Origin of the sequence: Azospirillum sp., assembly GCF_035627195.1 — a bacterium.
Lineage (GTDB): Bacteria > Pseudomonadota > Alphaproteobacteria > Azospirillales > Azospirillaceae > Azospirillum.
Genome location: NZ_DASPMG010000359.1, coordinates 42,477 through 58,136, shown reverse-complemented (window position 1 = coordinate 58,136; position 15,660 = coordinate 42,477). Strand labels below are relative to the sequence as shown.

The 15,660-nt window shown below is 69.8% G+C and carries 15 protein-coding genes; 11 read left to right on the top strand and 4 right to left on the bottom strand.

Annotated elements, in window-relative coordinates; all coding sequences use genetic code 11:
* The 4 genes from VED21_RS31965 to VED21_RS31950 all read left to right on the top strand — a co-directional run.
* On the top strand, positions 1–817 hold an 817-nt coding region (locus tag VED21_RS31965), incomplete at its 5' end, for a cbb3-type cytochrome c oxidase subunit I (protein WP_324889769.1).
* A gap of 13 nt (positions 818–830) precedes the next feature.
* On the top strand, positions 831–1,652 hold the full coding sequence (locus VED21_RS31960) for a CbbQ/NirQ/NorQ/GpvN family protein (RefSeq protein WP_324889767.1): 822 nt from the start codon (positions 831–833) through the stop codon (positions 1,650–1,652).
* A gap of 4 nt (positions 1,653–1,656) precedes the next feature.
* Complete coding sequence (locus VED21_RS31955) at positions 1,657–3,558, top strand: nitric oxide reductase activation protein NorD (RefSeq protein WP_324889765.1); 1,902 nt, start codon at positions 1,657–1,659, stop codon at positions 3,556–3,558.
* A 10-nt stretch (positions 3,559–3,568) separates the two neighbouring features.
* A complete protein-coding gene (locus VED21_RS31950) occupies positions 3,569–4,258 on the top strand; it encodes a DUF4142 domain-containing protein (protein WP_324889763.1) in 690 nt (229 codons plus the stop codon).
* 12 nt (positions 4,259–4,270) lie between these two features.
* Here the strand turns inward: VED21_RS31950 and VED21_RS31945 are convergent, their stop codons facing one another.
* From VED21_RS31945 to VED21_RS31930, 4 genes are read right to left on the bottom strand one after another with little or no spacing between them, the layout of a single operon-like run.
* The gene (locus tag VED21_RS31945) at positions 4,271–4,717 is read right to left on the bottom strand and encodes a PAS domain S-box protein (RefSeq protein ID WP_324889762.1); all 447 of its coding nucleotides are present in this window, start codon (positions 4,715–4,717) and stop codon (positions 4,271–4,273) included.
* Entirely contained in the window at positions 4,714–5,004 is a 291-nt protein-coding gene (locus tag VED21_RS31940; protein ID WP_324889760.1) for a cytochrome C oxidase subunit IV family protein, read from the bottom strand. The genes VED21_RS31945 and VED21_RS31940 overlap by 4 nt, the downstream gene beginning before the upstream one ends.
* A gap of 13 nt (positions 5,005–5,017) precedes the next feature.
* The gene (locus tag VED21_RS31935) at positions 5,018–5,587 is read right to left on the bottom strand and encodes a cytochrome c oxidase subunit 3 family protein (RefSeq protein ID WP_324889758.1); all 570 of its coding nucleotides are present in this window, start codon (positions 5,585–5,587) and stop codon (positions 5,018–5,020) included.
* A 35-nt stretch (positions 5,588–5,622) separates the two neighbouring features.
* Positions 5,623–5,853 carry a hypothetical protein gene (locus VED21_RS31930; protein WP_324889756.1) on the bottom strand — a complete coding sequence of 77 codons (231 nt, stop codon included), beginning with the start codon at positions 5,851–5,853 and terminating at the stop codon, positions 5,623–5,625.
* Between the two features lie 431 nt (positions 5,854–6,284).
* Between VED21_RS31930 and VED21_RS31925 the strand changes: the two genes are divergently transcribed.
* From VED21_RS31925 to VED21_RS31895, 7 genes are all read left to right on the top strand, one after another.
* Positions 6,285–7,127, top strand: coding sequence for a LysR family transcriptional regulator (locus tag VED21_RS31925; protein WP_324889754.1), 843 nt, complete (start codon positions 6,285–6,287; stop codon positions 7,125–7,127).
* Positions 7,128–7,830: 703 nt separating this feature from the next.
* Positions 7,831–8,718 carry a SphA family protein gene (locus tag VED21_RS31920; RefSeq protein ID WP_324889752.1) on the top strand — a complete coding sequence of 296 codons (888 nt, stop codon included), beginning with the start codon at positions 7,831–7,833 and terminating at the stop codon, positions 8,716–8,718.
* An 86-nt stretch (positions 8,719–8,804) separates the two neighbouring features.
* Positions 8,805–10,244 (top strand): hypothetical protein, encoded by a 1,440-nt coding sequence (locus tag VED21_RS31915; protein ID WP_324889750.1) that lies wholly within the window; start codon positions 8,805–8,807, stop codon positions 10,242–10,244.
* A 128-nt stretch (positions 10,245–10,372) separates the two neighbouring features.
* Entirely contained in the window at positions 10,373–11,908 is a 1,536-nt protein-coding gene (locus VED21_RS31910; protein ID WP_324889748.1) for a PAS domain S-box protein, read from the top strand.
* Between the two features lie 38 nt (positions 11,909–11,946).
* Entirely contained in the window at positions 11,947–13,524 is a 1,578-nt protein-coding gene (locus VED21_RS31905; RefSeq protein WP_324889746.1) for a PAS domain S-box protein, read from the top strand.
* A gap of 1 nt (position 13,525) precedes the next feature.
* Entirely contained in the window at positions 13,526–14,158 is a 633-nt protein-coding gene (locus VED21_RS31900; protein ID WP_324889744.1) for a response regulator transcription factor, read from the top strand.
* Between the two features lie 139 nt (positions 14,159–14,297).
* Entirely contained in the window at positions 14,298–15,617 is a 1,320-nt protein-coding gene (locus tag VED21_RS31895) for an acetamidase/formamidase family protein (RefSeq protein WP_324889742.1), read from the top strand.
* Positions 15,618–15,660: the final 43 nt, after the last annotated feature.

Sequence of the window (15,660 nt, the reverse complement as noted above, 5' to 3'; positions counted from 1 at the left end):
GCTGTACTGGTGGTACGTCGTCCACCTGTGGGTGGAGGGCGTGTGGGAGCTGGTGATGGCCGCCGTGCTGGCCTTCCTGGTCATCAAGATGACCGGCGTCGACCGCGAGGTGGTGGAGAAGTGGCTGTACGCCATCGTCGGTCTGGCGCTGTTCTCCGGCCTGCTGGGCACCGGGCACCATTACTACTGGATCGGCGCGCCGGGGTACTGGCAGTGGATCGGCTCGATCTTCTCGACGCTGGAGGTGGCGCCGTTCTTCGCCATGGTCGTCTTCGCCTTCACCATGGCGTGGAAGGGGCGGCGCGACCACCCGAACAAGGCGGCGATGCTGTGGACGCTGGGCACGCCGGTCTTCGCCTTCTTCGGGGCGGGCGTGTGGGGCTTCATGCACACGCTGTCCTTCGTCAACTACTACAGCCACGGCACGCAGGTCACGGCGGCGCACGGGCACCTGGCCTTCTTCGGCGCCTACGTCATGCTGAACCTGACCATGATCACCTTCGCCATGCCGAACATGCGCGAGCGGGCGCCGTACAACCAGGTGCTCAACATGTGGAGCTTCTGGATCATGACCTCGGCCATGGCGTTCATGACCTTCACGCTGACCTTCGCCGGGGTCGTGCAGATCCACCTGCAGCGCGTCATGGGCCTGACCTACATGGAGGTGCAGGAGCAGCTGAACCTGTTCTACTGGATGCGGCTGGGGTCCGGCGTGTTCGTGGTGATCTCCGCGCTGATGTTCATCTACGCCACGTTCGGGCCGGCGCGCGAGCAGGTGCCGGGGCGCCTGCGCTCCTCGGTCGCACCGGCGGAATGAGCGGAGCGCCGTCATGGATGCGCGTGACACGGCGGTGGGGGCGGGGGCGGCGGGACCCGCCGCCCCACCGTACTACGCACCGGCCGGCAACGAGGTGGCGCTGTTCGAGCACGCCTGGCGCAACCGCCTGCCGCTGCTGCTGAAGGGGCCGACGGGGTGCGGCAAGACGCGCTTCGTGGCGCACATGGCCGCACGCCTGGGCCGGCCGCTGCACACCGTGTCGTGCCACGACGACCTGACGGCCGCCGACCTGACCGGCCGCTACCTGCTGAAGGGCGGCGACACGGTGTGGGTGGACGGGCCGCTGACCCGCGCCGTGCGCGAGGGGGCCGTCTGCTACCTGGACGAGGTGGTGGAGGCGCGCAAGGACGTCACCGTCGTGCTGCACCCGCTGACCGACGACCGCCGCATCCTGCCGCTGGAGCGCACGGGCGAGGTGCTGGAGGCGCCGGCGGAGTTCATGCTGGTCGTCTCCTACAACCCCGGCTACCAGAACATCCTGAAGGCGCTGAAGCCGTCCACCCGCCAGCGCTTCGTCGCCATCGAGTTCGGCTTCCCCCAGCCGGACGCCGAGACGGCCATCGTCGCCCGCGAAAGCGGCCTGCCGGCGGAGCGGGTGGCGCCGCTGGTGCGGCTGGGCAACGCGCTGCGCGCGCTGAAGGGGCAGGACCTGGAGGAGGGGGTGTCGACGCGCCTGCTGGTCTATTGCGCGGCGCTGATCCGCTCGGGCGTGCCGCGGGACGAGGCCATCCTGGCGGCCATGATCGAGCCGCTGACCGACGACCCGGAGGTGCGCAAGGCGCTGCTGCGGGTCGCCGAGCTGACGCTGGGGTGAGGCGATGGCGGCGTTCTGGGAGCCCGAGGAGTTCGTCGGCCAGCTGTGGCACCGCCTGGTCGGCGATGCCGCCTCCTACCCGCACCATGCGGATGCGGTGGTGACGCTGGAGGAGGTGCGCGGGCGCGTCGGCGTGCTGTTCCGCGCGCTGGGCGGCCCCGGCGCCGTGCGCGTCACAGGGGCCGCGGCGCAGGCGTCCGGCCATCGGCTGGGGCTGAAGCAGCGCCTGGGCCTGGGCACCGAGAAGATGCCGATCGCCCGGTACGACCACGTCACGCTGCAGTTGCCCGAGCGGATCGGCGTGTTTCCTGACCGCGCCGACAACGCGGCACTGTACGAGTGGCTGGCCGCCTTCTTCGTCCACGCCGGGCCGCCGTCGGCCCTGCCAGACGATCCGCTGCAGGCCGACGTGATCCGCCTGCGCGCTGCCCGCGCGGCGACGCTGCGGGCGCTTGCCGGCTGGCCGGGGCTGTGTACGCTGTACGCCCGGCTGGCGGGCGCGGTCGCCGCCGTGCGGCCGGCGCGGCGCCTGCCGAAGGAGGAGCGGACGGTGGAGGACGCGGTGGCGGCGCTGCTGGCCGATCCCAACGCCGCCGCTCACCCGATGCTGGATGAGGCGGTGCCCCCCGGCCGCTTCCGCGCACCGCCCGGCTACCGCCCGTTCCTGCCGGTGCCGCTTTGGGGCACGGTGGACGAGGCGCCGGCCGGGATCTCGCCCGATGAGGCGGACGCCGGGGACGGGGCGGGCGCCGAGGGCGACGGCAAGCGGCACAAGGCGCGGCGGCGGGAGAGCGACCAGACGCAGCGCGACGACCCGCTGATGCTCAACCGCTTCGAGAAGATCCTGGGTCTGGCGGAGATGGTGAACCTCAACCGCAAGACCGAGGATGACGACGCGGAGAACGCCCGCCGGGCCGCCGAGGACCTGGACGAGATCGCGCTGAGCCGGCACGAGCGCACGGCGCCCACCAAGCTGCGCCTCGACCTCGACCTGCCGGCGGCGGAGGTGGAGGCGAAGCCGCTGCGCGCCGAAATCACCTATCCGGAATGGGACTGGAAGCGTCGCCGCTACCTGCCCGACCACTGCCGCGTCATCGCCGAGCCCGCCGCCATCGAGGGCGAGGACTGGCGCCCGGACGAGGACGCGTTGCGCCGCATCCGGCTGGTGCGCCGCCAGTTCGAGGCGATGCGCCCGCGCCGCCGGGTGATGCCGGCCCAGCCGGACGGGGACGAACTGGACCTCTCCGCCCTGGTCCGCGCGGTCGCCGACCGGCGGGCGGGCGGCCCCGGGTCGGAGCGCGTGTACACCGCGGTGCGCACCGTGGCGCGCGACCTGTCGGTGTGCGTGCTGGTCGACGTCTCGCTCTCCACCGACGCCTTCATCGAGGATCACCGCGTGCTGGACGTGGAGAAGGAGGCGCTGCTGGCGCTGACGCACGGGCTGTCTGCCTGCGGCGACGAGCACGCGATCCTGACCTTCACCTCGCACCGGCGGCACCGGGTGAGCGTGCGCACCGTGAAGGCGTTCGAGGAGCGGCTGGACGCCCGCGTGGTGCGCCGTATCCGGGCGCTGAAGCCCGGCAGCTACACCCGCATGGGGGCGGCGCTGCGCCACGCCACGGCCTGCCTGAAGGACCGGCCGCACACGCACCGCCTGCTGCTGGTCCTGACCGACGGGAAGCCCAACGACACCGACCATTACGAGGGCCGCTACGCCATCGAGGACACGCGCGCCGCGGTCCAGGAGGCGCGCCGCGCCGGGTTGCGCCTGTTCGGCGTGACCGTCGACGAGAAGGGGCGCGACTACCTGCCGTACCTGTTCGGGCCCGGCACCTACGCGATCTTCCCGCACGTGGCGCGCCTGCCCGCGGCGCTGCCCGCCATCTACCGCCAGTTGACCGGCTGAAGGAGGCCCCATGAGCAAGTTTGGCATGAGCAAGTTCGCCGCCATCGTTCTCACCGGCCTCGCCGTGCTGTCCGGCCCGGCGTGGTCGCAGGCCAACATCCGGCCCGATCCCACCCCGCGCGTGCCGCCGCAGCCCGGCCAGGCGCTGCCGATGGAGGACGCGCTGTTCCTCAAGGAAGCCGCCGCCGCCAGCCAGGGGCAGGCGGAGCTTGGCCGGCTCGCCGCCGGGAAGGTGGAGGACGAGGCGCTGAAATCGGCCGCCCGCGCCATCGCCGAGCACCACCAGACGCTCGCCGGGCAGCTGAAGCGTCTGTCGGACGGCCGCAGCCTGCCGCCGGCCGAGCAGCTGAAGCCGGAACGGGCCGACGCGCTGGGCGCCGCCGGGGCGGTGACCAACCCGGCCAACGCGCATGAGGGCATGGCGCGCGAGGCCGTGCAGGCGCTGACCGGGGCGAGCGGGGCGGCGTTCGGCAAAGGCTATGTGGAGGCGCAGCTGCGCCTGCACGACCGCATCGTCGACCTTTACCAGACGCAGGCGTCGCACACGCCGGACCGCGAGCTGGCGACCTTCGCCATCACCAGCCTCGTGGGCATCCAGAAGGACCGCGACGCCCTGCGCCGGTTGGCCGGCACCTTCGGGATTCGGGCGCCGGCGGAGGGGCAGGCGGTGCAGTACGGCGATCCGGCCAAGGCGCGCTGAAGCGCACCCGGCTCACCGGCCCTCCAGCTCCGCGACCCGGCAGCGCAGCGCCTTCATCTCGGCGAAGCGCGCGGTGACGTCGCGCAGGCAGGCGGCGATGCCCAGTAGGGCACCGGATTCGTCCAGCAGCGGCACGATGGTGAACTCCACCGAGATGCGGCCGCCGTCCTTGCGGACGGCCGGCGCCGACAGCAGGCTGCCGCTGCCGTAGCGGCTCCGCCCGCTCTCCATCACCCGGCGGTAGCCGTCCCAGTGCGGCGCCCGCTGCTTTTCCGGGATGATGAGGTCGAGGGATCGGCCGAGCGCCTCGTCCGCGCCGAAGCCGAAGACGCGTTCGGCGCCCGCGTTCCAAAAGCGGATGATGCCGTCGCGGTCGGCGTAGATAATGGCCTCGGCGGCGCTGTCCAGCAGCGCGAGGCAGAGGCGTTGTTGGTCGTCGACATCAAGTCCCGTGTTCATCGCGACGTGGTCCATCCCAGATGTTCGGCAGCGTAGGCCAGCAGAACCAGTGCCGCGATCAGCAGCAGGTAGGCGGTCAGCACCACCCGCCAGACCCGCCCGGCGTGTTTCAGCTCCAGGTAATGCAGCAGGATTTCGCGCCCCTTGAACAGCGCGGTCAGCAGCACGCCGGCCGTGCCGGCCACGCCCAGCGACTCCTGCGAAGCCGCCCCGCCGACCACCAGCGCGGTGACCGACAGCGCCAGCAGCACGACCCACGCCAGCGTCAGGCGGTTGATGCCTCTCACCACGGCAGCCCCCTCAACGGATCAGGTAGACGATGGGGTAGAGCAGCACCCAGATCAGGTCGACCATGTGCCAGAAGGCGGCCCCCGTCTCCAGGTTCTCCACGCTGTTCTTCCAGGCCACGACCAGCAGCAGGCCGATACCGAACACCACGTGCAAAGCGTGGAAGCCGGTCAGCATGAAGTACAACCCGAAGAAGGCGTCGCTGTCGATGGTGTACCCGGCGCTGAGCGTCGCCGAGTACTCCATCATCTTGATGACCAGAAAGACGCACCCCACCGCCGCCGCCCCGCAGAACAGCCGCCGTGCCCGGCCGCCCAGCCCGTGCCGCCCGGCCTCCACGCCCAGCGCGGCGACGTAGCCGCTGGTCACCAGCACCAGCGTGTTGAGCCCGCCCAGCAGCCGGTCCAGGTGCGCCTGCCCGGCGTCGAACGTCGCCGGGTCCAGCGTCCGGGCCACCGCGAACCCCACCAGCGCGGCGCCGAACACCGCCAGTTCGCTGAAGATGAGGATCCACATCATCAGGTTCCCCGGCAGGCCGGCGAACCCGTCCTCGTGCGTCCGGTCGAGGGTCAAATTGGTCATGGCGGTTTCCCTATCGCCGGCCTCCCCATCCCCGGTCACAGCCGCGTCAGGCGGAAGATCACGCCGAACATGACGAGCGCGCCCACCTCGGCGACGACCGGCAGCCACGTGGGGTGGAACACGATGCCCAGCGGCATGATGAGCAGGAGGAGGAGCGCCGGAAACACCACGTAAGGGGATTCGGGGCGGTGGGCCTCCGTGTCCGCGTCCGGCTCATCAAGGACGGTCGGCGCGGTGATCGGGGCTTCCAGCGATCGGATGGACATGGTTCACGGGTCTCGTTTGCAGAGGGATGGAAGGGCCCGGCGGAGGTGCCTCCCCGGCCTTGGCGATCGGGTCTGCGGCGATCGGGTCGGCGTCCATCAGGCGGTGGACGCACAGGCCCAGGAGCAGCGTGACCGGCCCGAGCACCCCGGCCATGCAGGCCTCGGCCAACGCGTGGCGGTCGAGGGGCCCGTCCTGCGTCCACCACCAGAGGAAGCCGGCCACACCCGCCGCGTACCAAGCGATGGCGAAGATCGATACGGGCGACATCATGCACCTGCACCGTCAGCCTGGGCCGGAGCCCTGAGAGGACACCGGCGGGAAACAGCCTCGCCGGGCGCGAAGCCACCATAGTTGGCGGCTTGACTTCGAAACAGCGAATTTGTTCGATGGATGCCATCGCTAAATCCGATATGAAGCAACAGGCGCGATCATGGACATCGATCTGGCCCGCACCTTCCTGGAGGTGGCGCAGTCCGGCAGCTTCGTCGCCGCGGCGGAGCGGCTGCACGTCACCCAGTCGACGGTCAGCACCCGCATCCGCCAGTTGGAAGAGCTGCTGGGGGGCCGGCTGTTCGTGCGCAACAAGGCGGGCGCCAGCCTCACGCCGGCGGGCGCGCAGTTCCAGCGCCACGCCGTCGCCATGGTGCGCATCTGGGAACAGGCCCGGCAGGAGGCGGCTCTGCCCCCCGGCCATCGGGCGATGCTGCGCATCGGCAGCGAGGCCGGCCTGTGGAACCGGCTGCTGCACCGCTGGATTCCCTGGATGCGGCGCAACGCCCGCGACATCGCCCTGCGCTGCGAGGTCGGGTTGCCGGACGGCCTGGCCAATGCCCTGCGCGAGGGGGTGCTGGACCTCGCCGTCTGCTATTCGGCGCGCAGCCTGCCGGGCTTGCGCGTCCGGCTGCTGTGCGAGGAGGAGCTGGTACTGTTGAGCGTCGAGGGCCGGGACAGCGGTGCCGCGGACGATGATTACGTTCTCATCGACTGGGGCGAGGACTTCCGACGCCAGTACCGGCTGCACAACGTGGACGCGCCGATGCCGCCCCTGTCCATCTCGATGGGCACGCTGGGCCTGGACTACCTTACCCAGTGCGGCGGGACCGGCCATTTCCCGAAGGCGCTCGCGCAGCCGCTGCTGGACGCCGGCATCGCGCGCGTCGTGTCGGAGGAGCGGCCCTACAGCCTGCCGATCTACGCGATCCACCCCGCCGACGCCGACGCCAGCGTCCTGGAGCCGGCCTTCGCCGGGCTGCGGGCCATCGTCGGGGGATGACCGGGCAAAGGGGGCTTGCCCCGGCGGCGTCAGCCCGGCGTCGCGGCGATGGTCCGGGCGGTGCCCGAGGCGTCGAGAAGCAGGGCCTGCCGGCCGCTGGCGGCGACAGGAACATGGCGGTCGAGAGCGCGTCGGCGATGGTGGCCCGGTCGGCGAGCATGGAGACACTGGCGTGGTGGCTGTGGATCGGCGTCCAACGCGGGCCGAACTGCGGAGCAGATCACGCTATTGATTTCATTGAGGAATCAGGCGGTCAAGCTGGCCTTCTATCGGCGCCTACAGAAGGCCAACCTCGTTATGCGGATTTGCGAATGAAATCAGCCCTGTAGGCTTTGCCGAACCGTGGTCTGCACTTGGGCGCCTATGAACACCCGGGCGTCGTGCAAATCGGCTGGAAGCCGGTCTTGATTTCGGCGCCCGATCCGCCAGCCGTGCCGGCCAGGGATAGGTGAAAACACCTAGGGTACTAAGAAACACCCCCGATTTCCGGCGGCGTCGAATTTCCGTAATCTCAGGATGTTGGCCGGCCAAACAAGGGGCCGGCCAAATCATCGGGTCGAAAAGTCAACAAGCGACATTGCAGCGGCCGTGCCGGGCGTCGGCCCCGTGCGCGCCGGCCATGGACGCCGCGCGCGCCGCGGTCCCCGTGCCGCCGGTCCCGGCATCGGCCGCATCACGCAAATTCATACCGAAAGAGCCCATCATGAAGATTTTTGCGCATGGTGCGTGTGCGGTCGCCTGCATGGCGGCGTTCGCCGCGCTGTCCACCCCGGCCGTCGCGACGGAGGGCGGGGGCGGCGTGTACGGCCAGGGGTCGGAGAGCTTTCTTGCCGGCGCGCTGCCGCCACCCGGCACCTACGTGATCAACTACGACCAGTATTACCACGCCGGGAAATTCAAAGGCGACAAGGCCGGCATTGCCAGCTTCGACGCCACGGTGATGGCCAACGCCACCCGCTTCCTGCCGGTGTTCGACGCGCCGTTCATCGGCGGCGTGTGGGCGATCCACCTCGTCCTGCCGTTCGTCGACGCCCGCGCCGAGGTGAACGGGATGAGCCAGCACAAGTCCGGCCTGGGCGACATCGTCTTCAGCCCGGCGATCCTCGGCTGGCACCGGGGCAACTGGCATTACGCGGTGGGCGTGGACATCGTGGCGCCCACGGGACGCTACCGCAAGACCGACATCGCCAACCTGGGCCGCAACCATTGGGCGATCGAGCCGGTCGTCGCCGTCACCTACCTGAACGAGGCGGGGTTCGAGGCGTCGGTGAAGCTGATGTACGACTTCAACTTCAAGAACAAGGACACCGGCTACGGCTCGGGCAACGAGCTGCACGCCGATTTCCTGGTGGGCAAGCACTTCGGCAACTTCGCCGCCGGGGTGGCGGGATACGCCTACCAGCAGGTCACCGGCGACTATGGCAGCGGCGCCGTGCTGGGGGATTTCAAGGGCCGCGTCTTCGCCCTTGGCCCGAACCTCCGCTACCAGCAGGGCGGGCTTTCGGTCGACGCCAAGTACACCCGCGAATTCGGCGCCGTGAACAAGCCGCAGGGCGACCGGATCTGGCTCAAGCTCGCCATCACGCTCTGAGCGCGGGCGGTCTTCCTCCATCGACACTCCACGATCCCGCGCCTTCGGAATCCGGGCGCGGACAGACACACGGAAAGGTGTGCACCATGATGGACAGTCCAAGCACGCTTCACGACCTCGGCGACGATCACGCCCTGGAGCGCGTACCCGACGGCGACCGCCACACCTGGCTCGACATCTCGTGGAGCACGGTCGGCATCGTCACCACCCTGATCCAGCTTTTCATCGGCGCGCTGGTCACCTTCGTCGGCGGCATGGTCATCGGCCTGACCGCCGGCTTCCTCGTCATGCTGGTCGGCGCCGCCCTGGGCGCCGCGCTCGGCCACATCGCCTGCCGCACCGGCCTGTCCAGCACCATGATCGCCCGGCGCCACGGCTTCGGCGACAAGGGGGCGGTCATCACCTCCTCCATCCTCGCCTTCATGATGATCGGCCTGATCGCGGCGGAGAACGTGCTGCTGTACAAGGGCTTCCTGTTCTTCTTCGGCGCCTCCGACACGCTCCTCAACCAGGTCGTCGCCTATGGCGTCATGACCCTGGCGTGGATCGGGCTGACCGCCTACGGGTTCGATCTGGTGACGCGCGTGGCCTCGGTGACCCTGATCGGCTTCCTGGCGGTGCTGGCCTACATGATGGTGCGGATCGTCGACGCCTCGGGCCAGTCCTGGGTGGGCGTGCTGACCTTCCAGTCGCAGCTGCCACCCGAACAGCTGGCGCTGCTGGGCGCCGAGACGGCGGGCGGCAAGCTGGCCTTCTGCGTGAACCTGCTGATCGGCACGGCCGGCGCCCTGGCGCTGGTCGACGCGGACCTCGGCCGCTACGCGCGCAGCTCGCGCGACATCGGCGTGGCGGCGGTGCTGGGCAACCTGTTCATGGACGTGGGCATGGTGGCCTTCGGCGGCATCGCCATGTACGCGGGCATGCCCAGCCTCATCGAGTACTATGTCAACGTCGAGGGCATGTCGGCCGACGCCGCCGGGCGCATCGCGCTGGAGAACCCGGATCGCGTGGCCGCCGCCTTCATCATCTTCGGCGGCGTCGTCGGGACGGTGCTGATGGTGCTCGCCCAGTCCAAGGCGCAGGTGCTCAACACCTACAGCAGCTCGCTCGCCCTCACCAACCTGGCGGACTCGGTGTTCGCCTGGCGGCCCGGCCGGCTGCTGTTCGTCGTGCTGGCCAACCTGTTCTCGCTGGTCTTCCTCAGCGGCGACATGCTCGTCTGGTTCAACTCCTTCCTGACGATCCTGGGCGTGCTGACGACGTGCTTCACCGGCATCATGATCGCCGACTACTTCGTCGTGGCGCCGGCGCTGGCGCGCCGCGGCCGCACCCCGCGGCAGGAGGCGGTGAACTGGGCCGGCGTGCTGTCGCTGTGCGCCGGCTTCGTACTGGCGCACTACGTCCTGCGGGATGCCGTACCCATCGAATTCTTCACGTCGCTGGGCGTGTCGGCGACGCTGTACCCGCTGCTCCGCCTGTCGGTGCTGCAGCCCAGGCCGGCGCTCGCCCCGGCTCCCGCCGCGTAAGGCCGGCCGCGTTCCGGGCCGCCGTCCGAAAGGGGCGGGCGGCGGCCCGGAACCGCCTTGTCCGGGCGCCGTCCGCCGCGCTACGCTTCAACCTTGACTGGCGCCCGGCCCCCTCATCCGGCAGGACCATGAGCAGCGACATCGACTATCAGGTCATCTGCGAGAACGCTACCGACTCCATCGTCGTCCACGACGAGGACGGCGCGATCATTTACGCCAACGTACGCGCCGCCGGCGTCAACGGCTACACGGTCGAGGAATTCAAGCGGCTGAGCGTCCAGGACATCAGCGCCCGCGGCCCCCGCTACAACAACCAGGCGGTGCGCCGCGTGATGCGGGAGACCATCCGGCGCGGCGCCATGCGCATCGAATGGATGAACCGCACCCGCGACGGGCGCGAATACCCGGTCGAGGTGGAGCTGAAGAGCATCACCATGTGCGGCCGGCCCCGCGTGATCTCGATCGCCCGCGACATTTCCGACCGGAAGGAGCACGAACGGCGGCTGTCGGAGCGGGAGCTGCACTTCCGCAAACTGATCGAGAATTCCGACGATGGGATTGCCATCCTGGAGCCGGGCGGCCGGGTGAAGTACGTCGGTCCGTCGATCCTTCAGCTCACCGGCTACGACGAGGCGGAGTTCGTCCGGCGCAGCTTCCTCGACGTGGTCGATCCGGCCTGCCGGGCCCAGGTCCGCGCCGTCCTGCGCAAGCTCGCGGCCGACGGCCCGGCCACGCGGATGAACTACGGCGTGATCGGCCGCGACGGGCGGTGCCGGGTCCACGAGGCGTCCTTCCAGAACCTGTGCGCCGATCCGAACATCGCCGGCATCCTCGTCAACTTCCGCGACGTGACGGAACGGGTGGAGGCCGAGGCCAGGGAGCGGCGGCACCAGCGCGAGCTGGAGCATCTGGCGCGCCTGGGCGTGATGGGGGAGATGGCCTCCGCCACCGCGCACGAGCTGAACCAGCCCTTCGCCGCGGTGTCCAACTACGTCGGCGGGGTGCTGGCGCGGCTGCGTGCGGGGGTGATGGAGCCGCAGGATCTCGTCCCCGTTCTGGAGAAGACGCTGCGCGAGGCGGAGCGGGCCGGGCGCATCATCGCCAGCCTGCGCGGTTTCACCCGGCGCACGGAGGTCAAGCACGAGCCCGCCGACCTCAACGAACTGGCCGGTGCCATGCTGGAGTTCGTGGAACTGCGGGCGCGGGACAGCGGCGTGTCGGTCGCGCTGTCGCTGTGGCCGGAGATGCTGCCGGTGGAGTGCGACCGCGTCCTCATCGAGCAGGCCATCCTGAACATCGCCGTCAACGGCATCGAGGCGATGGAGCATACCCCGGAGGCCGCCCGCTGGCTGCGCATCGAAACCGCGCGCCAGGGTGACGAGGCCGTCGTGATCATCGCCGACAACGGCTGCGGGCTGTCCGGCGAGCAGATCGCCCGCATCTTCGACGCCTTCTACACGGACAAACCCGAGGGATTCGGCATCGGCCTGTCGCTGTGCCGCTCGATCCTCGACTCCCACGGCGGGCAGCTTCGGGTGGATTCGGCACCCGGGGCCGGTGCCCGCTTCTCCATGTCGTTGCCGGTCCGGCCAAGTCCGGCTCAGGTCGCGATAAGTGTTGACCAAGCCTTTGTCCCGACACATAGTGGTAATCCGTCAATGTAATGACAGTTAATACTTAGGGATTGGAGAATTCGCCGTTGATGGCAAAGCCGCATCGTGGATCAGGAAGGCGAGGCCGGCGCTTCGGCGCGGCGCCGTGCGGGCAGGTCAACGCGTTTTTCTCCAGCCGTTGCGTCGTCAACCAGGATTGCTGCGTCTTCGATGCTTCGTCAGACGCGATCTTTGTTCACGACGCCGGGTCCGGGCGGATCCTGGCGATGAACCGGCAGGCGTGCGAACTGACCGGGCGGGCGCGGGAGGAGCTGAGGGGCCGCACCGTCGACGTGATCAGCGCTCCGGCGAACGAGTTCCATGCCCAGGCCGCGCTGTCGCGCATCCGGTCGGCGCTGACGCAGGGGCCACAGACCTTCGAATGGCGGCTGCGCCGGCAGGGGTGCGAGTTCCCGGTGGAGGTCCGCCTGAAGCCCATCGGCGGGCCGGGCGGGCGGCGCGTGCTGGCCGCCTTTCGCGACGTCAGCGACCGGCAGGCGGCCGAACGCCGCCTCGTCGAACGAGAGCGCTACTACCGCACGCTGATCGAGAACGCGGTGGACGGCATCGCCATCCTGTCCGGCGACGGGCGGGTCCGCTACGTCGGCCCGTCCATCACCGCCGTCCTCGGCTTCACCGAGCGGCAGGTCCTGGGGCGGAGCGTGCTGCCCTTCCTGCATCCGTCCGACGTCGGCGCGGCGCGGGCGCTGCTGCGCGGCGCGGGCGACGGTTCCCAGGGCGCAGAGGTGCGGCGGTTGAGCTACCGCATCCTGCACCGTGACGGGCGCTGGCGCCATCACGATGCCTTCGTGAAGGACCTGCGGCACGACCCGGCCATCGGTGGCTTTCTGGTGAACTTCCGCGACGTGACGGACCTGCTGCGCGCCGAGAACGCCGCCCGCACGCAGGAACGGCAGGTGGAGCATCTGGCCCGGCTGAGCACGCTGGGCGAACTGGCGGCGTCGCTGGCGCATGAACTCAACCAGCCGATCGCCGCCGTGGCGAACTACATCGGCGGCAGCGTCGAACGGCTGTCGAAGCGCCGGGGGACGCTGGCCAGCGTGCTGCACGGGCTCGACCGCGCCCAGGCGGAGGCGTTGCGCGCCGGGCGGATCATCGCCGGGCTGCGCAGCTTCACCCGCCGCGGCGACCACCAGCGCGAGGAGACGAACCTCACCCACCTTGTCACGGAGGTGGCGCAGCTCATCGAACTGAAGGCGGAGATGGCGGCGGTTGACGTCACCTACGACCTGCGCCACGACCTGCCGCCGGTGGCCTGCCACCGCGTGCTGATCGAGCAGGTGATCCTCAACATCGCCTTCAACGGCATCGAGGCCATGGACACGGACTGGCACGGCGACCGGCGGCTGACGCTGTCCACCGCGCTGGCCGGGGACGGGGCGCGCCTGTCGATCGCCGACACCGGGCCGGGCCTGGGCGGAATCAACCCGGACCGCCTGTTCGAGGCCTTCTACACCACCAAGAAGCACGGGCTGGGCATCGGGCTGTCGCTGTGCCGCTCGATCATCGACAGCCACGGCGGGCACGTCTGGGTCACCGCGCCGGCCGGGCAGGGGACCGTCTTCCACGTGCTGCTGCCAGCCCTGGCGGCGGCCCATCGGGTGTGACATGCAGCCTTCATCCCCCACGCCGGATCCGCGCGAACCCGTCGTCTACGTGGTCGACGACGATGATTCGGTGCGGGAATCGCTGGTCTGGCTGGTCGAATCGGTGGGGCGGCGGGCGCTGGCCTTCCGCGGCGCGCAGGAGTTCCTGAACGCCTACGACCCGGCGCAGCCCGGCTGCCTGATCCTGGACATCCGGATGCCGGTCATCGGCGGCCTGGACCTGCAGGAACGGCTGCGGCAGTTGGACTGTCCCCTGCCGATCATCTTCATCACCGGGCACGGGGACGTGCCGATGTCGGTGCGGGCGATGAAGAAGGGCGCGTTCGACTTCGTCCAGAAGCCCTACAATTACCAGGACATGCTGGACACCATCGAGGCGGCGTTGCGCGCCGGGGCGGAGGCGCTGGAGCGCGCGCGGCAGCGCACCGAAGCCAGGGAGCGGCTGGCGGCCCTGACCCCGCGCGAGCACGCCGTGCTGGCCAAGCTGGTCGAAGGGAAGTCGAGCAAGATCATCGCCTTCGAGCTGGGCATCAGCGCCAAGACGGTGGAGATCTACCGCACCAACATCCGCGAGAAACTGGCGACGGATTCCGTGGCGCAGATGGTGCGCATGGTGCTGTCCACCGGCGGCTGAGCGGTGCCAAGCCCCGCCGACTAGGTGATTTCCCCTAGGTCCTTACGGAACTTTCACGAATTTACCCGCAACCGGGCGACAGGCCATCATTTCCCCTGCCGATTGTCGGCGGCACCGCTGAAAAGCCAGGGGAAAGCACATGACAGCCATCACCAAGAGCCCGGCCAAGACCGTCGTCGAGGTCCACGAGTACACCGGGGGCGTCATCGGCCCCAGCCTGGGCATGCTGGGCCCCGTCGCCGACGGCGGCACCATCCGCACCGGAACGCCGCCGGGCTGCTGGGGGCCGATGATCACCCCGAAGTTCCAGGGCGGCCACGAGGTCACCCAACCGGTGGCGGTGGAGGGCGCCGAGATCGGCGACGCCATCGCGCTGAAGCTGAACAAGATGCAGGTCACCTCGCTCGCCACCTCGTCGGGTGTCATGAGCTTCGTCGAGGGCCGCTACATCGGCGACCCGTTCGTCGCCAAGCTGTGCCCGGTCTGCGGCACCCACAGCCCCGAGAGCCACATCGAGGGGATCGGCGACAACGCGGTGCACTGCGACGTCTGCGGTGCCGAGGTGAACGCCTTCCGCTTCACCAACGGCTACGTCATCGTCCTCGACCGCGCCGCCGGGGTGGCGCTGACCGTGTCGAAGGAGGTCGCCGACGACATCGCCCGCCAAGCCGGTCAGGCCGCCCAACTGCCCGCCCTGTCCAAGCAGCACTCCATCCTGGCCTTGGCCCGGGCGGATCTGGCCGGCCTGGCCACCCGCATGCAGCCCTTCCTCGGCAACATCGGCACCACGCCGTCGCGCGACCTGCCGGACTCGCACAACTGCGGCGACTTCGGCGCCTTCCTGATCGATGCCCCGCACAAGTACGCGCTGTCGAAGGAGGAGCTGGAGCGGCACAAGACCGACGGCCACATGGACACCAACTCGGTCCGCGAGGGCGCCATCCTGATCTGCCCGGTCAAGGTGCCGGGCGGCGGCGTCTACATGGGCGACATGCACGCCCAGCAGGGCAACGGCGAGATCGCCGGGCACGCCACCGACGTGGCCGGAGAGGTCGAGCTGTCGGTCGAGGTGATCAAGGGCCTGACCCTGGACGGCCCGATCCTGCTCCAGCGCCCCGACGACCTGCCCACGCTGGCCCGGCCGCTGAGCGCGCGGGAGCGCGCCGACGTCCAGGCGCTGGCCAAGCGCTACGGCCAGACCTTCGTCGAGGACAACGGCCCGATCACCTTCATCGGCAGCGGCGCCAACCTGAACGACGCCACCCACAACGGCCTGGCGCGCGCCGCCGCCGTCACCGGGCTGCCGTACGACGAAATCCTGAACCGCGCGACCATCGCCGGTTCGATCGAGATCAGCCGCCTGCCGGGAACGGTGCGCGTCACCTTCCTGTGCCCCATGGCCATCCTGGAGAAGCTGGGGATCGCGCATCTGGTGCGCGCGCAGTACGGCCTCGGCTGACCAACCCGCCCCCAACCGAACAAGACAACACCCGTGAGGAGCG